Source organism: Bradyrhizobium sp. BR13661, assembly GCF_029892425.1.
In the GTDB taxonomy this organism is placed as follows: Bacteria; Pseudomonadota; Alphaproteobacteria; order Rhizobiales; family Xanthobacteraceae; genus Bradyrhizobium.
The window spans coordinates 89,183-112,105 of record NZ_JARXWB010000017.1 but is presented as its reverse complement, the minus strand read 5'-3'; the positions used below and the strand labels follow the sequence as shown (position 1 = coordinate 112,105).

Below are 22,923 nucleotides of genomic sequence, written 5' to 3'. Positions count from 1 at the left end.
AGATCCGGGCGCTTCGGTAAGATTTGGACTTACAGGGAGCGCTGGATCGTCTCCACGCGATAACACTCGATGACATCGCCTGCGCGCATGTCGTGGTAGTTCTCGAAGGCCATGCCGCATTCCTGACCGGCCTGGACTTCCTTCACTTCGTCCTTGAAGCGCTTCAGCGTCGACAGCTTGCCTTCATGCACGACGACGTTGTCGCGGATCAGGCGCACATTGGCGCCGCGTTCCACGGTGCCGTCGGTGACGCGGCAGCCGGCAACCTTGCCGACCTTGGAGATGTTGAAGATCTCCAGGATCTCGGCATTGCCCAGCATGGTTTCGCGCAAGGTCGGCGCGAGCAGACCGCTCATCGCCTTCTTCACGTCGTCCACGAGGTCGTAGATGATGTTGTAGTAGCGGATCTCGATGCCGTTGCGCTTGGCGGCAGCGGCAGCTTCCTTGTTGGCTCGAACCGAGAAGCCGATGATCGCGGCGTTGAAGCCTTCCGCGAGCGTCACGTCGGATTCCGAGATGCCGCCGACGCCTGCATGCAGGATGCGGGCTGCGACTTCGTCGGTGCCGAGCTTCTCGAGCGAACCGAGGATCGCTTCCAGCGAGCCCTGCACGTCGGCCTTGACGATCAGCGGGAATTCCTTGCGGCCCGCCGTCTTCAACTGCGACATCATCTGCTCGAGCGAGCCGCGCATGCCGGAGATCGAGGCGGCCGCGTTCTCGCGCTTCTGGTGCGCACGGTAGCTGGTGACCTGGCGGGCGCGGGCTTCGTTCTCGACCACCGCGAGACGATCGCCGGCTTCCGGCGGACCGTTGAAGCCGAGCACTTCGACCGGCACCGAGGGACCGGCTTCCTGCACCGTATCGCCCTGATCCGAGATCAGCGCGCGGACACGGCCCATTTCGGCGCCGGCGACGATGATGTCACCGACACGCAGCGTGCCGCGCTGGACCAGCACGGTGGCGACCGGACCACGGCCGCGATCGAGCTTGGCTTCGATCACGGTACCTTCGGCCGGACGCTCCGAATTGGTCTTCAGCTCGAGAATGTCGGCCTGGAGCGCGATCATCTCGAGCAGCTTGTCGAGATTGGTCTTGTTCTTGGCGGACACTTCGACGTCGACGACGTCGCCGCCGAACGATTCCACCTGTACCTCGTGCTGGAGCAGCTCGGTGCGGACACGCTCGGGCTTGGCATCGGGCTTGTCGATCTTGTTGATGGCAACAATGATCGGCACGCCTGCCGCCTTGGCGTGATTGATGGCTTCGACCGTCTGCGGCATGACGCCGTCATCGGCCGCAACCACCAGCACGACGATGTCGGTGACCTTGGCGCCGCGCGCGCGCATCGCGGTGAACGCGGCGTGGCCGGGCGTGTCGATGAAGGTGATCTTCTTGCCGGTTTCAGGCGAGGTCACCTGATAGGCGCCGATATGCTGGGTGATGCCGCCGGCTTCGCCGGAGACCACGTTGGCATGACGCAGCGCGTCGAGCAGCGAGGTCTTGCCGTGGTCGACGTGGCCCATCACGGTCACGACAGGCGAACGGGTCTCAGTGTCGCTGGAATCGTCGATGGCGTCGAACAGGCCTTCTTCAACGTCCGACGCGGCGACGCGCTTGACGGTGTGGCCAAGCTCTTCGGCGATCAGCTGCGCAGTGTCGGCGTCGATCACGTCGGTGATCTTGTGAATCGCGCCCTGCTTCATCAGCATGCGGATGATTTCCACCGCGCGCTCGGCCATGCGGTTGGCGAGTTCCTGGATCGTGATCGCTTCCGGAATGATCACCTCGCGGATGAGCTTTTCCTTCGGCTCGTTCGAGGCGTGGCCCTTCAGGCGCTGGGTGCGGCGGCGGAACGAGGCGATCGAGCGCTCGCGCACTTCATCGGCGTTGAGCGCGGTGACGACCGTCAGGCGACCGCGTTCCTTCTGCGGGCCAGGCTTGTGGGTGGGCTTGGGCGCGACCACAGGGCGCGCAGCGCCACCGGGACCGCGACGGATCTGGCGCGGACCATCGTCCTCGTCCGGTCCGGCAGCAACTGCGGGGGCACGACCCAGGGGGCCACCACCCGGCCGCGCCGTGGTGGTCGCCGGACGAGCGGTCGTGGTCGCTGCAGGGCGCGTCGTGGTCGGCGCGGGGCGCGGAGCACTGGTCGTTGGAGCTGCGGCCGCCGCGGCGGGACGCGCGCCGGCTGCCGGCTGCTCGCCTTCGCCAAAACGCTTCTTGGCCTCGGTCTCGGCCTTGCGCTTGGCTTCGTCCTCGTGACGGTGGCGCTCTTCCTCGGCCTTGCGGCGGGACTCGGCGGCTTCGCGTTCGGCGCGCTCGGCAGCCTCGCGAACCGAGCGGCGCTGGGCCTCTTCCTCGGCCACGCGACGCTCTTCGACTTCGCGAACCTTGGCGTCGGCCAGCGCGCTGGCGCGAGCAGAACGTTCGTCCTCGGTCAACGTGCGCAACACGACGCCGGAGCCGGCGTTGCGCGGCGGGGCCGGGCGCGACGGAGCAGGCGTCGGCGCTGCCGGCGCCGGCTTCGCGACAACGGTCGGTGCCTGCGGCTCGGGGCTGCCGTCGATGCGGCGCTTGCCGCGCTTCTCGACCACGACCTGCTTGCTGCGGCCATGGCTGAAGCTCTGGCGGACAGTGCCCGTTTCGACGCGCGGCTTGAGCGATAGCGTCTTGCTCGGAACGCTCAGCTTCTTGTCGTCAGGGGTCTTGGTATCAACCATTCAGCAGTCCTAATCCTGATTTATCAGTGTTGTGCGTTGCCGCACCGTCCTATCGGGTCGTCGTTTGTCTTCAGAAATCCTGGCCGGGCTTTTCGGCAGTCTTGTCAGCGTCCGCCATCCGGTATCGGACCAGCATCTGGCTACGTGACAGGAATGACTTGCTCGCCGGGCCCGCGAGCAGGGCAGCATGTATCACATTTGACCGGGTAAGTGCCAAATCCAATTCTATCGATTTCAGGGCGGTGATGACGGGAATCTGCGGCCGGGTACCGCGATTTTCGTCATTTTGCCGCGCCAGCGTGTCCAATTTACGGATTCCGTCCGGGGCCCCGTCACTGGCGTGGATCAGGACCTCGACCGTGCCTTCCTTGAGGGCGCTCTCGACCTTGCCGAAGCCGGCGACGATCTGGCCGGCCTTGGCGGCAATCCCAAGGGCTTCGGTCACGCTCCTGACCAGGAGCGCCTCGATGTCGGCGGGAAGCGTCGGGGGAGTGCGCAACTCGCGCTTGAAGGCTTTGCTAAATTGGTGACGGCGCACAGCTTCCGCAACCACCTCGCGCGAGGCGGTCACCCACATGCCGCGTCCGGGCAGCTTGCGCTTGAGATCGGGAACAATGTCGCCCCCGGGCGACAGGACGAAGCGGATCAGCTCGTCGATCGGCCGGACCTCGCGGCTGACCGCGCACATGCGCATGGTCGCGGTCCTTTCGGCCCGCGGTCCATGATCAAGTTCGTTGTCAGTGCTGGCAAGCATCCGGGCGACATTCTCCTTCGCCCTTAAGCCGGCTGATCTGCGGCCGCGTCAGCCTCTTCGGCCGGCTTGGCGAGGTCAGCCTCGGTGATCCAGCCGGCCTTGACGCGGGCCTGCATGATCATGGCTTCCGCATCGTCGCGGGAGACGCCGAGGCCGTCGAGCGCGCCGGCGAACTTGGTCTGCTCGCCCCCTTCCTTGCGCTCGGTCCAGCCGACCAGATCGTCGGTGGCGCAGCCGGCGAGGTCCTCGACCGACTTGATGTCGTTCTCGCCGAACTTCACCAGCATCTTCGAGGTCACGCCAGGCACGTCCTTCACGGCGTCCTCGACGCCGAGTTCCTTGCGCTTGGCTTCGATCTCGGCTTCCTGCTGATCGAGATATTCGCGGGCGCGGTTCTGCAGCTCCTGCGCGGTCTCCTCGTCAAAACCCTCGATGCTGGCGAGTTCCTTGAGGTCGACCATCGCGAGCTCCTCGACCGACGTGAAGCCTTCGGACGCCAGCAGCTGGCCGACCACCTCGTCGACATTGAGCGATTCCATGAAGACGCGGGTGGAGTTCTCGAAGTCGGCCTGGCGGCGCTCCGATTCCTCCTGCTCGGTCAGGATGTCGATGTCCCAGCCGGTGAGCTGCGAGGCGAGGCGGACGTTCTGGCCGCGACGGCCGATCGCCAGCGACAGCTGGTTGTTGGTATCGGGCACCACGACCTCGATGCGCTCGCGGTCTTCGTCGATGACGACCTTGGAGACTTCAGCCGGCGCCAATGCGTTGACCACGAAGGTCGCGATGTCGGGCGACCACGGAATGATGTCGATCTTCTCGCCCTGCAACTCGTTCACCACGGCCTGCACGCGCGAGCCGCGCATACCGACGCAGGCGCCGACCGGATCGACGGAGGAATCGCGGGAAATCACGCCGATTTTCGCGCGCGAGCCCGGGTCGCGGGCGACTGCCTTGATCTCGACGATGCCGTCATAGATCTCAGGCACTTCCTGGGCGAACAGCTTCGCCATGAACTGCGGATGGGTGCGGGAGAGGAAAATCTGCGGACCGCGGGTCTCGCGGCGGACGTCGAAGATGTAGGCGCGGACGCGGTCGCCGTTGCGGAACACTTCGCGCGGCAGCATCTCGTCGCGGCGGATGATGGCTTCACCGCGGCCGAGATCGACGATCACGCTGCCATATTCGACGCGCTTGACGACGCCGTTGACGATGTCGCCGATGCGGTCCTTGAATTCCTGATATTGCCGGTCGCGCTCGGCCTCGCGCACCTTCTGCACGATCACCTGCTTAGCCGATTGCGCGGCGATGCGTCCATATTCGAGCGGCGGCAGCGTGTCGGCGATGGTGTCGCCGACCTGGGCGCCAGGATTGGCGCGCTGCGCGTCGACCAGCGAGATCTGGTTGGAGTGGTTCTCGACCTTGTCGACCACCAGCATGTGGCGCGACAGCCGGAGCTCGCCCTTCTTCGGGTCGATCTCGGCGTGAACGTCAGTCTCGCTGCCGTACCGGGCCCGCGCGGCCTTGGCGATGGCATCTTCCATCGCCGCGATGACGATGCCGCGGTCGATCGATTTCTCGCGGGCAACGGCGTCGGCGATCTGGAGCAGTTCAAGTCGATTGGCGCTGACTGCCATAGCTAGTCTCCTTCGTCAGGCTCGATCTCGCCGCGCCGCGCGCGTTCGGCGGCAAGGCGATGTTTCTTCGTATTGGTCGGGGCCGGCTTCTTTTGCGGCTTGGTGTTCTTGGTGGTTTTCGCACTGATCTCGGCGTGCGGCGCCTGCGGCGGCGCGATGCCGAGATCGCGGCGCATCTGGCGCTCCTCGGCCTTGCCGCGGCGCATCGATTCCGCGATCAGCGCATCGGTCAGCACCAGCCGTGCCTCGCCGATATCTTCCATCGTCAAGAGAACGTCGGCATCGTCGCTGGCCTTGGCGTCGTCGCGATGCAGATGCACCCGATCACCCTCGACGGCACCGAGAACGCCACGGAACCGCTTGCGGCCTTCATGGGCGACGGCCATGTCGATTTTCACCAGATGGCCGGAATAGCGTTCGAAATCGGAGCGGCGCACCAGCGGACGGTCGATCCCCGGCGAGGAGATTTCCAGCCGATAGGCGCGGTCGATGGGATCGGCGACGTCGAGCACGGGCGACAGCGCCCGCGAGATTGCCTCGCAGTCCTCGAGCTGCATCGAACCGTCCGGCCGCTCGGCCATGATCTGCACGGTGCAGCCAGACTCGCCGGAAATGCGGATCCGCACCAGGCGGTAGCCCATGCCTTCGAGCACGGGAGAAGCGACCGCAGACACCCGCGCCGCGACGCCCGGCTCGACCACGAGCCTCGGCTCGGCCAGCAACTCGGCATCTGTGGAACCAATGGTCGGTTCGGTCATCTCAGGGATCAAGGCGCTCGATCGTCTCGATGGTTAAGACCCGGTTAAAACGTCAGGCCCGCTTCGGAACTCCCCCGACAGCCTGTCGGGTCGCATCTTCCGCCGAGCCGCGTCCAGGTAATAAAAAAGAGCGGGTCCTTTCGGGCCCACTCTCACTACGCGGATCGTATGAGAAGATGAATTGGCGCTGATATAGCCCTTTCCGCCGTCCCGGACAAGGCCCATCACAGGCGAATGCGGGCTTTTTGCGCCTCGGGCGGCGTCCCCCGGGAGCGTCGAGAGACGCCCCAAGGGAGCGCCGAGAGGCGCCCCTGGGAGCAACGCTTCTTTCACGAAACGGGCCTAAATTCCCTGATTGTGGGGCGGCTTGAGCTTTGGCGCGCCCACGGCGTGCCAGATCCGAGTTGCGTTTTCATGACCGTTGCCACGTCGCTCATTCCAGGACTGGACGATATCGTCAAACGTGGCGATCCCCGCCGTCGTGGCGAGGTCGCGAGCGCCATCGCCGCGCTGTTCTTTCAGGACGCCTCAAGACTCCGTCCCGAGCTCATCGATCTCTTCGACAATCTGCTGATCGATCTCGTCCCGCACGCCGAGCTTGCATCGCGCGTCGATCTCGCCGAGCGCTTCTCGCGGCTGGACAATGCGCCGCCGCATCTGGTCGGCCAGCTCGCGCGCGAAAACGAGATCCAGGTGGCGGGCCCGGTGCTGCGCCGCTCACCCGTGCTCGATGAGGCCGCGCTCGTCGAGATCGCCCGGCTGAAGGGCCAGGGCCATCTGCTCGCGATGACGGAGCGGCCGACTCTGTCGACCGTGATCACCGATGTGCTGGTCGAGCGCGGTGATCGCGACGTGGTGCGCCGCGCCGCCGGCAATGCCGGTGCCCATTTCTCTGCCGGTGGCTATTCGGAATTGATCAAGCGCGCGAGCCAGGATGGCGTGCTGACGCTCAAGCTCGGCCAGCGTGAAGATCTTTCCGGCGATCATCTCAAAGAGCTGCTCAACGGCACGCTCGACGTCATCAGGCGTCGGCTTTCCACCGTGGTCAATCCGGCGCGCCAGGTCGAGATCAAGCGCGCGATGGCTGCGATCGAGGAAGCTGCGCGGCCCGCAGGCCCGCGGCGCGATTTCGCGGATGCGCAACGCACGGTGCTCGGCCTGCATCGCGGCGGACATCTCGGCGAGAGTGCGCTGCTCGGTTTCGCCAAGGCGCACAAATACGAGGAATCGGTCGCCACGCTCTCGGCAATGGCCGGCGTCAGGCTTCCGATCCTCGATCGCCTGATCTCCGGCGATCGCTACGATCCGATCCTGATCCTCGGCCGCGTGCTGAATCTCGGCTGGCCCACGGTACGCGCGCTGATCCTGATGTGGTACGGGCCGCATCGCACGCCGGCTGATGCCGATCTCGAGCAGGCACGGACGAATTTCACCCGCCTGATGCCGTCGACGGCAGAGCGCGTCGTGAATTTCTGGCGCAACCGGCGGACGATCTAGCTTCGCTTGAACCGCAAATACGCTGCCTTGCGCCCTTCTCGCGCGGCTTTTCTGCCATAGCGCGTCATGGTGTAGCCGGCCCAGGGTTGGCGGAAATCATCGGCGCGTTCTGCGAGCCAACGAAAATCCGGCGCGCGCGCAAGATGTGACAGCGTCCAGGCACAGTAATCGTCGATATCGCAGACGAAGCGGAATTCACCGCCCGGCTTGAGGACGCGCGCCATCGCGAGGATCGTGCGATCCTGGACGAAGCGCCGCTTCCAGTGTCGCCGCTTCGGCCAGGGATCGGGATGGATCAGATCGATCCGCGACAGCGAGGCATCAGGCAGCCAGGCCAGCAGTTCGGCGGCGTCGCCTGCGAACAGGCGGATGTTGGCAATGTTGGCCGCCTCGATCTGCGCGAGGATCTTGGCCATGCCGTTGACATAGGGCTCGCAGCCGATGAAGCCGGTTGTCGGAAAGGCCTGCGCTTCTGCTGCGAGATGCTCGCCGCCGCCGAAGCCGATCTCGAGCCGCACGTCCTCCGCTGCGGGATCGAAGATCTCGTTGGCGTTCGCCGGTCTCTCGCCCGTGATGTCGAGCGCGAGATGCGGCAGCAGATGGTCGACCAGCTCGGCCTGGTGCTGCCTGAGCTTGTGGCCCTTGCGGCGTCCGAAGAAGGCGCGCTCGCCATCCGCGCGATCGGGGTCTGACTGGCGTTCGCTCATCGCAGCGTCTGGTACAGCCGATACAGCAGCCGCGCGCGCGGCTCGAGCGAGGAAACGTAGATCTGCTCATAATGCGTGTGCGCGCCCTTGCCGTCGACGCCGAGTCCGTCGAGCGTGCCGGTGTAAGGCGCGGTGAAATTACCGTCCGAGCCGCCGCCGGTGTGGGTGTCGACCAGCTCGAAGCCGAGTTCCGCGGCAATCGTCTTCGCATGTTCGTACAGTGAGGCGCCCGCATTGCCCTTCTCGTAAGGAGGACGATTGAGCTCGCCGGTGACGGTGACGGTCACGCCCTCGGTCTTCGACGTCAGGCCGAGAATCTTGCCGACGAACTCTTCTGCATCGCTGGCGCTCGGCACGCGCAAATCGACTTCGGCATAGGCCTCTTCCGGCGTGACGTTGGGGCGTGTCCCGCCGCGCACCACGCCGACATTGACGGTCACCCCGCGCTTCAGATCGTTCATCCCTTCCAGCGTCTGGATGACGTTGGCGAGCTCGCGCACCGCGCTGCGGCCGTCTTCAGGGCGCGAGCCGGCATGCGCGGGCACGCCCTTGATGAAAACCTGGAACCGTCCGACGCCCTTGCGCCCGGTGACGATCTTGCCGCCGTCGCGCGCGGGTTCCGTCACCAGCACGTATTTGGCCTTGCGTCCCTCCTTCTCAATGAGCGCACGCGAGGTCGGGCTGCCGATCTCCTCGTCGGAGGTGAACATGTGGGTGATGCCGAGTGGCGAACGCTCGGGTGCAGCGCAAAGCTCGCGAAAGGCGTGATAGGCGATGTAGGCGCCGCCCTTCATGTCGTAGATGCCGGGACCGAACGCGCTGTCGCCTTCGACCTTGAAAGGCAGGCGCGCGATGAAGCCCATCGGATGAACGGTGTCGAGATGACTGAGCACCAGGATACCGGGCCGGTCCTGGCCCCAGCTTGAACGCACCACGAGATGATCGCCGCAGCCATCGACACCGGCGACGCGCTCGAGTCTGACGGGGAGATCGCGATAATGGTCGGCAACCATCGAGGTCAGCTTGTTGACCTGCTCGGGCACTTCCGTCGGCGTCTCGATCTCCACCCAGCGGCGGATACCAGCGAGGATAGTTTGGGAATCGAATGAATTGGAGTTCGCCATGGACGTATCTGTGCCTTCAAATCGCATCATCTCAGCGGAGGTGGCGCAAGGCGCGCCCGCAGATGACGACATAGGCCAGAATTGGCGCAGTCTCAAATCGAACAAGCGCCTTAGCGCTTGTCCGGGCCTTCGCGGGCGGCGATCTGCTCGACGAGATCGACGATCGAACGGCGCAGCTTCGAATCGGTGATTCGGGTGAACGCCTTGGTCAGCGCGAGCCCTTCGGAGGTGGCGAGGAAGTCGGAGACATAGGAGGGCGATGCACCTTCGGCGAAGCCGTCGGGCCCGGCTACGCCGCTCGGTCCGCCCTCGAACAGGAACGACACCGGCACCTGGAGAATCTCGGCAATCTGCTGGATACGGCTCGCGCCGACCCGATTGGTGCCCTTCTCGTATTTCTGAACCTGCTGGAAAGTCAGGCCCAAAGCTTCACCGAGCTTTTCCTGGCTCATGCCCAACATGATGCGGCGCATGCGCACGCGACTGCCGACATATTTGTCAACAGGGTTGGGCGCTTTCGACATTTCCTCAGCCCTCCAAACACCACCGTCGGCGCAATGAAAGTATTGCCTCAGGTGACAGCGACGTCAAAACTTCACTCTGATTGGGGAAACATTGCGGAGAAATTTAGCAATGCACCGCTGTCTTGTGCAGCCGGTGCAGAATGGGGAGCCAGCGTGCAGTCTGTCAACCGTGGGACTACGGTTGTCAAAAGTTTCCGGCCGTCTCACCCGAAATCGCTAGCGACGGCGCGATCAGGGGTGCCGCTTTGCAACGCGTCGTCGCACCGCAAGAACGATCGCCAGCGCGACGAGCATGGCCGCGGGGATGTCTCCGACTCGCGCATAGACCGTGGGTGGGATGGCGGCGGGCAGACTTGCATCCAAAATGCCTTCGATCCCGAGACCGAGGCTGGCCACCGTGCGTCCCGCCGGATCGACCACGGCCGAGATGCCGGTATTGGCAGAGCGAACCAGCGGCAGTCCGAGCTCGATGGCGCGCATCCGCGCCTGCTCCAGATGCTGGTACGGACCGGTCGAGATGCCGAACCAGCCGTCATTGGTGAGGTTCACCATCCAGCCCGGACGCTCATCGCGCGTGCCGACTTCGCCGGGGAAGATTGCTTCGTAGCAGATCAGCGGCAGCGCGGGCGGTGCGCCCGGCACTGGCAGCGCGTGCCGCACTGTGCCGGGAATGAAGCCGCCACGCATCCGCGTCAGTTGCTCGAGGCCGAGCTTCTCCAACACATCCTGGTAGGGGAGATATTCGCCGAACGGCACCAGATGGAGCTTGTCGTAGACCGCCAGCACGCTGGCGTCGTGGTCGATGACATAGATCGAATTATAGGCCCGCGTGATCGGCGTGCCTGGCGGCAGATCGGGAGCGCGCACCGAGCCGGTGATCAGCACCGTGCCCTTGGGCAACAGCTCGGCAATCTGGGCCATCGCGTCGGCTTCGCGTGTGAGGAAGAACGGAAAGGCGGATTCCGGCCAGATCAGGATGGTCGCAGCGCTCACGCCGGTTGCTTGTGGACCGGAGGCGCGGTCCGACAGCGCCAGATATTTCTTCATCACCTCCGCCTTGGCGGAGTAGTTGAATTTCAAATCCTGCTGGAGGTTCGGCTGCATCAGGCGCAGCTTCGCACCCGCAACCATCGTGGTCGGATGCAGCGACAGGCGGATCGCGCCGAACAGGCCCATGACGACCAGCAGCGCAATCGCAGCAGTCGGCACGCGCCACGCCGGGCTGCGATCGCGCGTGCGGTCGATCAGCACGGCAGGCGCCGCGAAGATCGCGATCGCCAGAAACGTCATGCCCCATTGGCCGATCAACGAGGCCGTCTGTGCCAGCGGCAGCGGCTCCGACAGCGCATAGCCGAACGCGTTCCAGGGAAAGCCGGTGAGCACGTGCCCGCGCAGCCATTCGCCAATGGTGAGGCTTGCTGCGAGCGCGAGTATGCGGGTGGCATCCTTGGTCCAGAGCAGACGGGCCAGCGCGAACCCGATCGCGGTGAAGATCGAGAGATAGGCCGGCAAGCCCAGCACGGCGAACGGCGTCAGCCATGCGAACACGTCGGCATCAACGAAGAAGGCGATGCCGATCCAGTAGAGCCCCGGGACGAAATAGCCGAGCCCGAACCAGTAGCCCGTCAGCGCCGCGGCGGGGACGCCGCCATAGCGTCCGGCGCCGGCGCCGTCGATCAGCCAGACCATCACGGGGAACGTGATGAACAGCACCGGAAAAATGTTGAACGGGGCCAGCGCCAGCACGGAGAGTGCGCCGCACGCCATCGCGAGCAGCGCGCGCTTCCACCCCCAGGTCAGGATGATGGCGAGTGCAATCTGCCTGAAACGCTGGAACGCCGTCACTGCGGGGTCCCGTCGGCCGGCGGCGGGGTCGGCGTGTCGCCGGCCGGCGGCTGGCCGCTCTCGGGCGTAGTCTCGCGGCGGCTCCTCTCGCGCTGGGTGCGCGGCGCGGGACGTTCCTTCCGGGTCGAGATGCGCAGCCGCTTGACGCGGCGCGGATCGGCATCGAGCACTTCAACCTCGTAATTGCCGGGACCCGAAATCACCTCACCGCGCACGGGCAGGCGCCCGACGAAGCTGACGAGATAGCCGCCCAGCGTCTCCACCTCCTCGCCGGCCTCGCCGGTGACGAAGTCCTCGCCGATCACGGTGCGGACGTCGTCGAGGCTGGCGCGGGCGTCGGCGATGAAAGCGTTGTCGGGCAGCCGCACGATCGACGGCGGCTCGTCGCTGTCATGCTCGTCGTCGATCTCGCCGACGATCTGCTCGACGATATCCTCGAGCGAAACAAGTCCGTCGCTGCCGCCATATTCGTCGACGACCAGCGCCAGGTGAATGCGCGTCGCCTGCATCTGCGCCAGCAGGTCGATCGCGCGCATCGACGGCGGCACATAGAGCAGCTTGCGGATGATGCGCGCGTCGTGCAGCGGTAATGCGAGGTCCACGGCCTTCAGATCGAGCCCGGCCGGCAGCGGCTTCTTGCGCTTGGTCTTGGTGGCCTCCGACACCCGCGCACGCGCGGTCATGAAGGCGAGCAAATCGCGGATGTGGACGATGCCGACGGGATCGTCGAGTGTCTCGTTGTAGACCACGAGGCGCGAATGGCCCGCGCTCTCGAAACGGTCCATCAATTCGCCGAGCGGGATGTCGCGCTTCACCGCGACGATGTCGGCGCGGTGCACCATGACGTCGGCGATGCGGCGCTCGTGCAGGCCCAGGATGTTGCGCAGCATGGTGCGCTCGACCGCGGAGAAGCCGGTGTCACCGGGCGTCGTCGCATCGAGCACGACCTGGAGATCGTCGCGCACCGAGCCGGCCTTCCAGCCGAACAGCGTGCGGATCGCACGCAGCAGCCAGCCGTCCGCGGTCGGGCGCATGACCTCGCCTTGCGTCACCACGACCGGGAGATTGGCGGTGTTGCGCGGATTGTCGTGAATAGGCTCCGAATCCGGCATCTCAGTGTGTCCCTGCGCGGTCTGCATAGGGGTCGGGGATGCCGAGATGAGCCAGGATCTCGGTTTCGAGCGCTTCCATTTCTTCCGCGTCGTCGTCGTTCTCGTGATCGTAGCCGATCAGGTGCAGGAAACCATGCACGGCGAGATGGCTCAAATGATGATCGAACGGCTTGTGTTCCTCGTCCGCCTCGCGCCGCAGGGTCTCGTAGGCGATCGCGATGTCGCCGAGCATGCGCGGTGCATCGCCCGGCTTCCATTCGCCTTCGGGCTGGAGCGCGGGAAACGACAACACGTTGGTCGGCTTGTCCATGCCGCGCCAGTTGCTGTTGAGTGTGCGGATGCCGGCATCATCGGTCAGCATCACGGCCACTTCGGCATCCGCGACGTCGTCGTCGACAGATTCGGCGGCGGCCGCAACGGCCCGCTGGATCACGGCTTCGGCGTCAGGCTCGCCGTGCCAGCAATCGGCGACGACGAGGACCTCGGTGATGGGAAGATTGGGATGCGACATGGCTTTGTTCGGAACGAAAGGGCGCTTCGTCCGCGCCCATAGGGTCCGGCTGTTGTCCCGTCAGGATTTGTTGCCGGCGGGTGGCCGCTGCGGCGAGCCTTCATAGGCGGCGACGATTCTTGCGACGAGCTCGTGGCGGATCACGTCCTCGGCTTTGAAATGAACTTGCGCAATGCCTTCAACGCCGCTCAGCAGCTTGGTCGCCTCCGCGAGGCCCGACGTCTGGCCGTTCGGCAGGTCGATCTGCGAGGGATCGCCTGTGACGATCATGCGGCTGTTCTCGCCGAGGCGCGTCAGGAACATCTTCATCTGCATCGAAGTCGTGTTCTGGGCTTCGTCCAGGATGATCGCGGCGTTGGTCAGCGTGCGGCCGCGCATGAAGGCGAGCGGCGCGATCTCGATCTCGCCGGTCTGCAGCGCGCGCTCGACGATGCGGGCGTCCATGAGGTCGTAGAGCGCGTCGTAGATTGGACGGAGATAAGGATCGACCTTCTCGCGGAGGTCGCCGGGCAGGAAGCCGAGCCGCTCGCCGGCTTCGACCGCCGGACGCGACAGGATGATCTTGTCGACCTCCTTGCGCTCGAACAATTGCGCGGCATGCGCGACCGCGAGCCAGGTCTTGCCGGTGCCGGCGGGGCCGATGCCGAAAACGAGCTCATGGCGCTTGAGCGCGCGAATGTAGGAGTCCTGCGCCGCCGTGCGCGCGCGCACCGGGCGCTTGCGCAAATTGATGCTGTCGAAGGCTGATTTCGCCGATTTGGCGTCGAACTCGAACAGGGACCCTTGCGCGATCACCGCGCGGATCGCACCCTCGACCTCGCCCTGGTCGACATCCTGGCCCTTCACGGCATGCGCATAGAGCGTCTCCAGCACGCGGCGCGCGGCGTCGCAGCCGTCGCGCGAGCCGCCGATGGTGATGTGGTTGCCCTTGGAGTCCACCACGACGCCGAGCCGCCGCTCGATCTGCGCCAGGTTCTGGCCATAGGGGCCGACCAGCGCGGACGCGGCGCGGTTGTCGTCGAAGTCGATGACGACCTGGGTCTCGGGCGGAACTTGCATGTCGCGGTCAAACTTGCGGCTGGGAGCGAGGGAAGGCGAATCCGATGCGCTTTTGGGCAAGGGTTCAGGCTCCAGTGGCGATGGGTGAGAGAGCGGGCTCGCGCGGATGGCGCGGTGTGGCGAGCTCGCCGAGGAAGCTGTAGCGTTCGAGGCTGTCGATCCGCACCGGCAGGATCTGTCCGATGATGTCGGGCGAGGCCATCACATGAGCGGGCTGGAGGAAGGCGGTGCGGCCGACGATCTGGCCGTCCCTGCGCGCCGGACGTTCGAACAGCACGTCGACCGTTGAGCCAATCGCAGCCTTGTTGAAGGCCGATTGCTGGCTGTCGATCAGTTCCTGGAGCCGCTCCAATCGCTGGTCCATCTCGGCGGGGGACACCGTCTCCTGCATATCCGCGGCCGGCGTTCCCGGCCGGGCGGAGTATTTGAACGAATATGCCGCAGCGTAGCCGATTTGCGTGACAAGCGCGAGTGTGGCGAGAAAATCTTGCTCGCTCTCACCAGGAAAGCCGACGATAAAATCTGATGAAAAAGCAATGTCTTGGCGCGCGGACCGGAAACGGTCGATGACACGCCGATAATCATCGGCGGTATGTTTCCGGTTCATGGCGGCAAGAATCTGGTCGGAGCCCGACTGCACCGGCAGGTGCACGAACGGCATCAGCGCATCGAGATCGCGATGGGCCGCAATCAAGCCGTCATCGACGTCGCGGGGATGGCTGGTCGAGTAGCGCAGCCGCGCGATGCCGGGAATCCCTGCCAGGCGCTCCAGCAATCTGCCGAGGCCCCAGTCTGTCCCGTCCGGTCCCTCGCCGTGATAGGCGTTGACGTTCTGCCCGATCAGCGTGAGCTCGCGCACGCCATTATCGGCAAGCCGCTTCACGTCGTCGATGATCTTCGCGACGGGCCGGGAGACTTCGGAGCCGCGCGTGTAGGGCACGACGCAGAACGTGCAGAACTTGTCGCAGCCTTCCTGCACCGTGACGAAGGCGGAAATGCCGCGGGCGCGGATCGCGTCGGGTTTCGGCTGGGCGAGGAAGCCGAACTTGTCGGCCGCCGGAAACTCGGTCTCGATCGCACGGCCTTCGTGGCCGGCGCGCTTCAACAGCTCGGGCAGATGATGATAGCTCTGCGGTCCAACCACGACGTCGACCGTCGGCGCGCGGCGCACGATCTCCTCGCCTTCGGCCTGCGCGACGCAGCCGGCGACTGCGATCTGCATGGCGCGGCCCTCGCGCGCAGCCTCGTCCTTGGCAACGCGCAGGCGGCCGAGCTCGGAATAGACCTTTTCAGAGGCCTTCTCGCGGATATGGCAGGTGTTGAGGATGACGAGGTCGGCGTCCTCGACGTTGGCTGTCTCCACGAATCCTTCCGGAGCCAGCGTGTCCACCATGCGCTGGGCATCGTAGACGTTCATCTGGCAACCATATGATTTGATGTGCAGCTTGCGCGGCGGCGTCATGGAACCCGAGGTGAGGTGGAGGACGGCCCTCAAATATAGGCTGGAAGGCTGAAAAGCCAGCGAATGGGGGCTCATACGGTCATTCCGGGCGCTCTTGGCGCGATCGAACCCGGAATCCGGAGATTTTGGGCGAGATTCAGCCCGCCGCGACCCGCTGGACCAGCTCCGGCAACTGCCGCATATCATCGAACGTCAAATTGGCGCCCGCGGCGCGCAGCCTTTCGGCGTGCCTCGGCGGGCAGTGGCTGCCACCGTGAAAGCCCAGCACCGTCATTCCGGCCGCGTGTGCGCCGGTAACCCCGGGGACGCTGTCCTCGATCACGACGCACCGTTCCGGCGCAGCTTTCATCTGTTCGGCGGCAAACAGGAACAGATCGGGCGCAGGTTTACCGCGTGCGACCTGGCTCGCCGAAAATATGTGCGGAGCGAGCAGGTCATAGAGCCCGGCGCAAGTCAGGCCGTGAAGGATCTTCTCCGGCGTGCCACTCGACGCAACGCATTTCGGCAGGTCGATTGCGCCGATCGCTGCGGCCACATGCATGATCGGTTGGAGGTCGCTCGCATAGAATTTCAGCGTCGCCGCATTCACCTGCTGCTCCAAATCGTCGGGAAGACTGCGAGCGATCTCCTGCTCGACCATCCGTCGCGCGTCCTTTTCGGAGACGCCGAGGAAGCGGACGAGCACCTGCTCCGACGTAATTGGATAGCCATGGCGCGTCAGCACGTCGGCATGGGCGCGGCAGGAAATGACCTCGCTGTCCACGAGCACGCCGTCGCAATCGAAGATGATGAGACCTATGGACACGAAACTTTAAGACGTCTGCTTGTCGTCGTCGAGCGGGACGCAGTAAAGCTCGAGCCGGTGATCGACCAGCTTGTAGCCGAGCTTGCGGGCGATCTCCGCCTGCAGCTTCTCGATCTCTTCGGAGGTGAACTCGATCACCTTGCCGTCGCGCAGGTTGATGAGATGGTCGTGGTGACTGTCGCGCATCGTCTCGTAGCGTGCGCGGCCCTCGCGGAAATCGTGGCGTTCGATGATGCCGGCATCCTCGAACAGCTTGACGGTGCGATACACGGTCGAGATCGAGATCTTGTCGTCGACGGCGACACAGCGCCGGTACAATTCCTCGACGTCGGGGTGATCGACGGCTTCCGCAAGCACGCGCGCGATGACGCGGCGCTGCTCGGTCATCCGCATGCCGGTGGCGGCGCATCGCGCCTCGATGCCGGTCGCCTTGGATGCGGGAGAAGGTTTAAGTTCGGTCATATCGTGTCCGTCTGACGAGGCGCTTTCTGCCATCAATGTTACGACAAGTCACGTCGCATCAGAAGTGCGTTCAACTGTTCCCCGTTGGCCTGTTTATAGTAGCGTTCGCGGCGCCCGACCACCACGAATCCGCCCCTATCGTAGAGCCGTCGTGCGGGCTGGTTGTTCTCCTCGACCTCTAGAAAAATCGTGCGCACGCCGCGCCCTGCGAGGTGTCCGAGATGGGTCATCAGCAGCGTGCGGGAGAGGCCGCGGCCGCGGTGGGACTGGTCAACCGCGATCGAGAGGATTTCCGCTTCGTCCGCGCCGATCCGCGACACCGCAAAGCCGATCGTCTTGCGCCCCAGGCGCAAGCGATGCACGAGTGTATTGCGCTCGCTGAGCATGGTTTCGAATTCCGCTTCGCCCCAACCATGCGCAAAGGAAGCAGCGTGCAGTTGCGCCAGCCGCGCCGCGTCGCGCGACGACGCCGGCTCGACGGCCGCCGTGCCGCCACGCCACCATTCCGAAAGCCATCTCATCATGAGCTTTCGGCTTGAGCGGTGAAAAGCGGTTGTGCCGCCGGTTTTGCATCGGGCGCCTTCAGATAGAATGGCCGCGCCGGATTGGTGTCGGGATTGGCCGCGGCGCCGAGCCAGGCGACCCAGCTGATGTCGGGCGCAGGTTGTGCGTCGACAGAAACTGGTTGTGGCGCATCCGCCGGCCAGCGCTCGGCGAGAATTCTTGCGGCGTTGCCGACCAGATGCGGCGCGCCGAATTGCGAGGCCGCGATCGCCTCGTCGATGGGGGCGATCTTCGGTCGCACCAGCTGGCTGCCGTCGCCAGCGACGATCTGGAAATAGACGTGATCATGCCGCGCATCGATGGCCGAGATCACCGGTGCCGGTCCGCTCTGGCCGACGATCGCGGCCGCATAGGCCGACAGGGTCGAGAGGCCAACGGCCGGCAACTCGGCCGCGAGTGCAAGACCGCGAGCCGCCGAAATGCCGACGCGCAAGCCGGTGAAACTGCCGGGGCCGACCGTGACGGCGATGCGGTCGAGTGCCGTGAAAGCCAGATCGGCCGATTGCATCACGCGCGCGATCATCGGCATCAGCGCCTCGGCGTGGCCGCGCTTCATGAGCAATTGCTCTTGCGCAAGCAGCTCGCCGGCGCTGGTGTCGAGAACGGCGGCTGCGCAAGCCTCCAGCGCGGTATCGATGGCAAGGATCAGCATGAAAAAGCGAATGGCGAGTGGCGAATGGGGAACAGTCTAGCCGATCGGAATGCCATTCGCCATTCGCTACTCGCCATTCGCCCGCCGGTTACATCGGCCGGACTTCGACCACGTCGGGCACGAAATGCTTCAGCAAATTCTGGATGCCGTGCTGGAGCGTGGCGGTCGATGACGGGCAGCCGGAGCAGGCGCCCTTCATGTTGAGATAGACGATGCCGTCCTTGAAGCCGCGGAAGGTAATGTCGCCGCCGTCATTGGCAACCGCCGGCCGCACGCGCGTCTCGATCAGATCCTTGATCATGTCGACCGTCTCGGCATCGGCCTCGTCGAAGAACTCGTCCTCGTCGTCGAGATCGACATCGCTTGCGACCTCGCCGTCGGCGAGCAGCGGCGCGCCGGACATGTAGTGCTCCATGATGGCACCGAGAATCGCGGGCTTGAGCTGCTGCCATTCACCGTTCGCCTTGGTCACGGTGATGAAATCCGATCCATAGAACACGCCGCTGACGCCGGGCACCTCGAACAGCTTTTCCGCAAGTGGCGAGCGCGTCGCGGCTTCACGGCTGGCAAACTCCATCGGGCTGCCGTCGGACACGACGCGGCCGGGGATGAATTTCAGCGTGGCAGGATTGGGGGTGGCTTCGGTTTGAATGAACATGGCTTTCTCCAGACGTCGCCGGTTCAAGGCCGGCGCGTGCCCTATCCACTAGCAGATGGCGACGGAGAACGCACGGTCAAGGGGAGGTGAGGGTGTTTTGCTGTTAGATCAGCGGGTTAGGGGCTCTTACCCTCCCCTGGAGGGGGAGGATCGGCGCGAAGCGACGGGGTGGGGTGATCTCTCCACACGGACAGCTTGCGAGGCGGAGAGACTGTCACCCCACCCCGCTCGCGCTAAGCGCGATCGACCCTCCCCCTCCAGGGGAGGGTAAAACAGCCTCTAGCGCCGGCGGATGAAGCCGACGATGTCCTTCGAGCGGTTCATGGTCTCCTGGGCGATGGCGCGAGCCCGGTCGGACCCCTCGTTCAGGATGCTGTCGATATGGCCGGGGTCTGAGACCAGCCGCTTCATCTCGCCGGCGATCGGCGCGAGCTTGGTGACGCACAGCTCCGCCAGCGCGTTCTTGAAGCTGGAGAACTGGCCCCCGCCGAACTCGCGCAGCACGTCGGCCTTGGAGCGGTCCGAGAGCGCGGCGAAAATGCCGACGAGATTGTCGGCTTCGGGACGCGCTTCCAGGCCCTTCTCTTCGCTCGGCAACGGCTCGGGATCGGTCTTTGCCTTGCGGATCTTCTGCGCGATGGTGTCGGCATCGTCGGTCAGGTTGATGCGCGAATTGTCCGACGCATCCGACTTCGACATCTTCTTGGTGCCGTCGCGCAGGCTCATCACGCGGGTCGCCGGGCCCGTGATCAGGGGTTCCGGCAGCGGGAAGAACAGGCCGTCATTGGCGCCGTGGCTGCGGATGGAATCCCCGAAGTCGTTGTTGAACTTCTGGGCGATGTCGCGCGAGAGCTCGAGATGCTGCTTCTGGTCCTCGCCGACCGGAACGTGCGTGGCGCGGTAGAGCAGAATGTCGGCGGCCATCAGCACCGGATAGTCGAACAGCCCGACCGAGGCGTTCTCGCGATCCTTGCCGGCCTTCTCCTTGAACTGGGTCATGCGGCCGAGCCAGCCCATGCGCGCGACGCAGTTGAAGATCCAGGCAAGCTCGGCGTGGCCGGAGACCTGGCTCTGGTTGAACACGATGTGCTTTTTGGGATCGATGCCGCTCGCGATGAACGCCGCGGTCACCTCGCGGGTGTTGCGCGCGAGCTCGGCCGGTCCGCCCCAGACATCCAGGCCTTGCGTGATCGCATGCATGTCGACGACGCAATAGATGCAGTTGTGGGTTTCCTGCATCTTCACGAAGTTGACGATCGCGCCCAGGTAATTGCCGAGGTGCAGATTGCCCGTCGGCTGGACGCCCGAAAAAACCCGTTCAACGAATGGCATGGTCAGTCTTCCTGAGAGGTCGCCGGCCGTCGTTTCCAACAGCGGCGCTGCCCCGTCAAGGGCAATTCGAGGGCCTCGCGGTCAGGCGGGCCGCTTCAGGGCGGCAGCAGCCTCGCGCCAGGAGGCTGCGCCGAGGATTTGCAGGAGCAGACCATAAACGGCCATGCCCGCTGCGATCTGCAGGCCCAGCACGATGAAGCGGATGAGGCCATGGGCCTCCGAGGGCATCAGCCCCGTCGTCAGCCAAAGCAGGGCGCCCATGGCGGCGGCGGCGAGGACGATCCGCGGCAGCCGTTTGCGAGCGGCGGCATCGACCGAGAAGCCGAACTCGCTGGTGCCTTTCCGGAGCAGCGAGGCCGCGCTGCTCCAGGCACCAGTGGCGATGCTCGCGGCGACCCCGCTCGCGCCGAAGACATGTCCAAGCACGACCGCAAGCACCACGGCGAGCACAAAACCCTTTGCCGTTGCAAGCAGCGGCGTCATCGTGTCGCTGCGAGCATAGAAGGCCGGCGACAGCGCCTTGATCAGCACATGCGCCGGCAGGCCCAGCGCCAGCCACATCAATGCATGCGCGGTGGCCATGCTGTCTTCAGCACCGAAGGCGCCGTGCTCGAACAACAATCTTACGATCGGCTCGGCCAGCGCAGCGAGACCAAGCGTCGCGGGTAGCGCAAGTCCGGCCGCCAGTTCCAGCGCGCGCGATTCCGCATGCGCGACGGCCTCGCGATCGCCGCTCCCCACCGCGCGGGTCAATTCCGGCACCAGCACCGTACCCATGGCGACGCCGACAATGCCGAGCGGCAGCTCGACCAGGCGGTTGGCGAAATAGAGCCAGGACACGGCGGACGGCGTCGCCGAGGCAATGATCGCGCCCGCGATCATCAGCCATTGCGGGCCCGAGCTTGCGATCATGCCGGGAATGGCCTTGGCGAAGAAGCCGCGCATCTCCTGGTCGAAGCTCATGCGCAGCGGTGTTGCCAGGCGTGCGCTTCGCTGCGAGCCCAGCATCACGAGTTGCAGCAGGCCGGCGATCCCGACAGTCGCGGCCAGCATCCACGCGGCGAGCGGCGCATCGGCATGCCCGACGAGCAGTACGGCGATTGCCGCGATCAGGGCGATGTTGAACAGCAGCGGCGTGAATGCCGTGAGCGCAAATTTCCCTTGCGCGTTCAGCAATCCCATCAGCACAGTGACCGGGCCGGCGAAGGCCAGATAAGGCAGCATCAGCCGCGCATGCTCGACGGCGAGATCGAGCGTGGCGCTGCCGACGAAGCCCGGCGCGATGATCATCACGATCAGCGGCATGGCGACAGCAATGCCAATCGAGATCACGATCAGGCCCGCGCTGACCGTGCCGAGCACGCGTCCCGCAAAGGCGGAGGCGGCCTCTTCGCCGTCACGGTCGCGGACGCGCAGCCAGGCCGGGATCAGGGCGGCGTTCAGTGCCCCTTCGCTGAGCAGCCGCCGCGTCACGTTGACGAGCTGGAAGGCGGCCAGAAACGCGTCCGCCACCGCGCCGGTGCCGAGCAGCGCGGCGATCAGCGAATCGCGGGCAAAGCCCAGCAGCCGCGAGGCCAGTGTTCCCGTCGAGACGGTCAGGAAGGAGCGGATCATCAGGCTTACATAATACCGTTGCTTGCCCGGGCGGTACCGGTCGTGATAGGCCGCGAGCCAGATTTCAGACGGACAGGAAGCGGATTTCCGCAAGGATCGCAATCGGGCAACGGGATCAAAGTGAATGGCTGACGTGAAATATGACGTTCTCGGCATCGGCAATGCGCTGTTCGATGTGCTGGTCAGGACCGATGAGGCTTTTCTGGTCAAGCACGGCATGACCAAGGGCAGCATGTCCCTGATCGACGAGGCGCGGGCTGCTGCGATCTATGCCGACATGGGCCCGGCGACGGAAGTCTCCGGCGGCTCGGCGGCCAACACCATCGTTGGCATCGGCAGCCTCGGCGCGCGCGCCGCCTATGTCGGCAAGGTCAAGGACGATCAGATCGGCAAGCTCTATGTCCACGACATCCGCGCCGCCGGCGTCGCCTTCAACACGCTGCCCGCGAAGGACGGCCCCGCCACCGGCTGCTCCTACATTCTGGTGACGGGCGACGGCGAGCGCACCATGAACACCTATCTGGGCGCGGCGCAGGATTTGTCGCCGGCCGATATCGATCCGGCCGAAATCGCGTCCGCCAAGATCGTCTATCTCGAAGGCTATCTCTGGGATCCGCCGGGTGCCAAGGAAGCCTTCCTCAAGGCCTCCAAGATCGCGCACGAAGCGGGGCGCAAGGTGGCGCTGACGCTGTCGGATTCGTTCTGCGTCAGCCGCTATCGCGACGAGTTTCTCGGGCTGATGCGTAACGGCACCGCCGACATCGTGTTCGCGAACGAGTCCGAGCTGCACTCGCTCTACGAAACCTCCGACTTCGACACCGCGCTCAAGCAGCTGCGCAGCGACGTGAAGCTCGGCGTGGTCACGCGCAGCGAGAACGGTTGTGTGGTGGTGACGCCGACCGATGCCGTTGCAGCACCGGCCTCGCCGATCTCGCAGCTGGTCGACACCACCGGCGCCGGCGATCTCTTCGCTGCCGGCTTCCTGTATGGCCTCTCGCGCGATCTCTCGCACAAGCAGTGCGGCGAGCTTGGTGCACTCGCGGCTGCCGAAGTAATCCAGCACATCGGCGCGCGCCCCCAAGTGTCGCTGAAGGAGCTGGCCCAGCAGCGCGGGCTGACGGTTTAACTC

Annotated in this window: 21 protein-coding genes; 2 read left to right on the top strand and 19 right to left on the bottom strand. The window is 65.1% G+C overall.

From position 1 onward, the window contains the following. Positions 1–29 precede the first annotated feature (29 nt). The 4 genes from infB to rimP all read right to left on the bottom strand — a co-directional run bounded on the left by infB (position 30) and on the right by rimP (position 5,866). On the bottom strand, positions 30–2,720 hold the full coding sequence (gene infB / locus M2427_RS25965) for a translation initiation factor IF-2 (RefSeq protein WP_280709655.1): 2,691 nt from the start codon (positions 2,718–2,720) through the stop codon (positions 30–32). 70 nt (positions 2,721–2,790) lie between these two features. After that, on the bottom strand, positions 2,791–3,474 hold the full coding sequence (locus tag M2427_RS25960) for an RNA-binding protein (RefSeq protein ID WP_280709654.1): 684 nt from the start codon (positions 3,472–3,474) through the stop codon (positions 2,791–2,793). A gap of 23 nt (positions 3,475–3,497) precedes the next feature. Continuing rightward, positions 3,498–5,108: a transcription termination factor NusA gene (nusA, locus tag M2427_RS25955; RefSeq protein WP_280709652.1), complete on the bottom strand. Its 1,611-nt coding sequence runs from the start codon at positions 5,106–5,108 to the stop codon at positions 3,498–3,500. A 2-nt stretch (positions 5,109–5,110) separates the two neighbouring features. Then, a complete protein-coding gene (gene rimP, locus M2427_RS25950; RefSeq protein ID WP_280709650.1) occupies positions 5,111–5,866 on the bottom strand; it encodes a ribosome maturation factor RimP in 756 nt (251 codons plus the stop codon). 414 nt (positions 5,867–6,280) lie between these two features. Between rimP and M2427_RS25945 the strand changes: the two genes are divergently transcribed. Continuing rightward, positions 6,281–7,363, top strand: coding sequence for a DUF2336 domain-containing protein (locus M2427_RS25945; RefSeq protein WP_280709649.1), 1,083 nt, complete (start codon positions 6,281–6,283; stop codon positions 7,361–7,363). Here M2427_RS25945 and trmB read toward each other — a convergent pair. From trmB to murJ, 15 genes are all read right to left on the bottom strand, one after another. Next, the gene (gene trmB, locus M2427_RS25940) at positions 7,360–8,070 is read right to left on the bottom strand and encodes a tRNA (guanosine(46)-N7)-methyltransferase TrmB (protein ID WP_280709647.1); all 711 of its coding nucleotides are present in this window, start codon (positions 8,068–8,070) and stop codon (positions 7,360–7,362) included. The genes M2427_RS25945 and trmB overlap by 4 nt on opposite strands. Beyond that, the gene (locus M2427_RS25935; RefSeq protein WP_280709646.1) at positions 8,067–9,224 is read right to left on the bottom strand and encodes a M20 family metallopeptidase; all 1,158 of its coding nucleotides are present in this window, start codon (positions 9,222–9,224) and stop codon (positions 8,067–8,069) included. The genes trmB and M2427_RS25935 overlap by 4 nt, the downstream gene beginning before the upstream one ends. 80 nt (positions 9,225–9,304) lie before the next feature. Further along, positions 9,305–9,718 carry a helix-turn-helix transcriptional regulator gene (locus M2427_RS25930; RefSeq protein ID WP_148750925.1) on the bottom strand — a complete coding sequence of 138 codons (414 nt, stop codon included), beginning with the start codon at positions 9,716–9,718 and terminating at the stop codon, positions 9,305–9,307. A gap of 231 nt (positions 9,719–9,949) precedes the next feature. Beyond that, the gene (lnt, locus tag M2427_RS25925; protein WP_280709645.1) at positions 9,950–11,563 is read right to left on the bottom strand and encodes an apolipoprotein N-acyltransferase; all 1,614 of its coding nucleotides are present in this window, start codon (positions 11,561–11,563) and stop codon (positions 9,950–9,952) included. Then, positions 11,560–12,675 (bottom strand): hemolysin family protein, encoded by a 1,116-nt coding sequence (locus M2427_RS25920; protein ID WP_280709644.1) that lies wholly within the window; start codon positions 12,673–12,675, stop codon positions 11,560–11,562. Before M2427_RS25920 ends, lnt begins: the two co-directional genes overlap by 4 nt. A gap of 1 nt (position 12,676) precedes the next feature. Further along, a complete protein-coding gene (ybeY, locus tag M2427_RS25915; protein WP_280709643.1) occupies positions 12,677–13,186 on the bottom strand; it encodes an rRNA maturation RNase YbeY in 510 nt (169 codons plus the stop codon). A gap of 60 nt (positions 13,187–13,246) precedes the next feature. Further along, entirely contained in the window at positions 13,247–14,245 is a 999-nt protein-coding gene (locus M2427_RS25910; RefSeq protein ID WP_280709642.1) for a PhoH family protein, read from the bottom strand. Between the two features lie 64 nt (positions 14,246–14,309). Next, positions 14,310–15,707, bottom strand: a complete 1,398-nt coding sequence (gene miaB, locus M2427_RS25905; protein ID WP_280709733.1) for a tRNA (N6-isopentenyl adenosine(37)-C2)-methylthiotransferase MiaB — start codon at positions 15,705–15,707, stop codon at positions 14,310–14,312. 136 nt (positions 15,708–15,843) lie between these two features. Further along, positions 15,844–16,512: an HAD family hydrolase gene (locus tag M2427_RS25900; RefSeq protein ID WP_280709641.1), complete on the bottom strand. Its 669-nt coding sequence runs from the start codon at positions 16,510–16,512 to the stop codon at positions 15,844–15,846. Positions 16,513–16,518: 6 nt separating this feature from the next. Then, entirely contained in the window at positions 16,519–16,974 is a 456-nt protein-coding gene (locus M2427_RS25895; RefSeq protein ID WP_280709640.1) for a Fur family transcriptional regulator, read from the bottom strand. Positions 16,975–17,012: 38 nt separating this feature from the next. Further along, on the bottom strand, positions 17,013–17,498 hold the full coding sequence (gene rimI / locus M2427_RS25890; protein ID WP_280709638.1) for a ribosomal protein S18-alanine N-acetyltransferase: 486 nt from the start codon (positions 17,496–17,498) through the stop codon (positions 17,013–17,015). After that, the gene (tsaB, locus tag M2427_RS25885) at positions 17,495–18,190 is read right to left on the bottom strand and encodes a tRNA (adenosine(37)-N6)-threonylcarbamoyltransferase complex dimerization subunit type 1 TsaB (protein ID WP_280709637.1); all 696 of its coding nucleotides are present in this window, start codon (positions 18,188–18,190) and stop codon (positions 17,495–17,497) included. The genes rimI and tsaB overlap by 4 nt, the downstream gene beginning before the upstream one ends. An 88-nt stretch (positions 18,191–18,278) precedes the next feature. Then, complete coding sequence (locus M2427_RS25880) at positions 18,279–18,848, bottom strand: NifU family protein (RefSeq protein ID WP_280709636.1); 570 nt, start codon at positions 18,846–18,848, stop codon at positions 18,279–18,281. Positions 18,849–19,127: 279 nt separating this feature from the next. Beyond that, positions 19,128–20,180 carry a tryptophan--tRNA ligase gene (trpS, locus tag M2427_RS25875; RefSeq protein ID WP_280709634.1) on the bottom strand — a complete coding sequence of 351 codons (1,053 nt, stop codon included), beginning with the start codon at positions 20,178–20,180 and terminating at the stop codon, positions 19,128–19,130. Positions 20,181–20,261: 81 nt separating this feature from the next. After that, positions 20,262–21,794, bottom strand: coding sequence for a murein biosynthesis integral membrane protein MurJ (gene murJ, locus M2427_RS25870; RefSeq protein ID WP_280709633.1), 1,533 nt, complete (start codon positions 21,792–21,794; stop codon positions 20,262–20,264). 124 nt (positions 21,795–21,918) lie between these two features. On the opposite strand from murJ, the gene M2427_RS25865 reads away from it, so the two are divergent. Continuing rightward, positions 21,919–22,920: an adenosine kinase gene (locus M2427_RS25865; protein ID WP_280709632.1), complete on the top strand. Its 1,002-nt coding sequence runs from the start codon at positions 21,919–21,921 to the stop codon at positions 22,918–22,920. Positions 22,921–22,923: the final 3 nt, after the last annotated feature.

Coding starts and splice junctions, on each gene's coding strand:
- trpS (WP_280709634.1), bottom strand. CDS start 20,180: ATGCCATTCGTTGAACGGGTTTTTTCGGGCGTCCAGCCGACGGGCAAT.
- M2427_RS25945 (WP_280709649.1), top strand. CDS start 6,281: ATGACCGTTGCCACGTCGCTCATTCCAGGACTGGACGATATCGTCAAA.
- miaB (WP_280709733.1), bottom strand. CDS start 15,707: ATGACGCCGCCGCGCAAGCTGCACATCAAATCATATGGTTGCCAGATG.
- infB (WP_280709655.1), bottom strand. CDS start 2,720: ATGGTTGATACCAAGACCCCTGACGACAAGAAGCTGAGCGTTCCGAGC.
- M2427_RS25960 (WP_280709654.1), bottom strand. CDS start 3,474: ATGCTTGCCAGCACTGACAACGAACTTGATCATGGACCGCGGGCCGAA.
- rimI (WP_280709638.1), bottom strand. CDS start 17,498: ATGATGAGATGGCTTTCGGAATGGTGGCGTGGCGGCACGGCGGCCGTC.
- M2427_RS25880 (WP_280709636.1), bottom strand. CDS start 18,848: ATGTTCATTCAAACCGAAGCCACCCCCAATCCTGCCACGCTGAAATTC.
- M2427_RS25895 (WP_280709640.1), bottom strand. CDS start 16,974: ATGACCGAACTTAAACCTTCTCCCGCATCCAAGGCGACCGGCATCGAG.
- M2427_RS25910 (WP_280709642.1), bottom strand. CDS start 14,245: ATGCAAGTTCCGCCCGAGACCCAGGTCGTCATCGACTTCGACGACAAC.
- tsaB (WP_280709637.1), bottom strand. CDS start 18,190: ATGCTGATCCTTGCCATCGATACCGCGCTGGAGGCTTGCGCAGCCGCC.
- trmB (WP_280709647.1), bottom strand. CDS start 8,070: ATGAGCGAACGCCAGTCAGACCCCGATCGCGCGGATGGCGAGCGCGCC.
- ybeY (WP_280709643.1), bottom strand. CDS start 13,186: ATGTCGCATCCCAATCTTCCCATCACCGAGGTCCTCGTCGTCGCCGAT.
- M2427_RS25935 (WP_280709646.1), bottom strand. CDS start 9,224: ATGATGCGATTTGAAGGCACAGATACGTCCATGGCGAACTCCAATTCA.
- M2427_RS25865 (WP_280709632.1), top strand. CDS start 21,919: ATGGCTGACGTGAAATATGACGTTCTCGGCATCGGCAATGCGCTGTTC.
- murJ (WP_280709633.1), bottom strand. CDS start 21,794: ATGATCCGCTCCTTCCTGACCGTCTCGACGGGAACACTGGCCTCGCGG.
- rimP (WP_280709650.1), bottom strand. CDS start 5,866: ATGACCGAACCGACCATTGGTTCCACAGATGCCGAGTTGCTGGCCGAG.
- M2427_RS25920 (WP_280709644.1), bottom strand. CDS start 12,675: ATGCCGGATTCGGAGCCTATTCACGACAATCCGCGCAACACCGCCAAT.
- nusA (WP_280709652.1), bottom strand. CDS start 5,108: ATGGCAGTCAGCGCCAATCGACTTGAACTGCTCCAGATCGCCGACGCC.
- M2427_RS25930 (WP_148750925.1), bottom strand. CDS start 9,718: ATGTCGAAAGCGCCCAACCCTGTTGACAAATATGTCGGCAGTCGCGTG.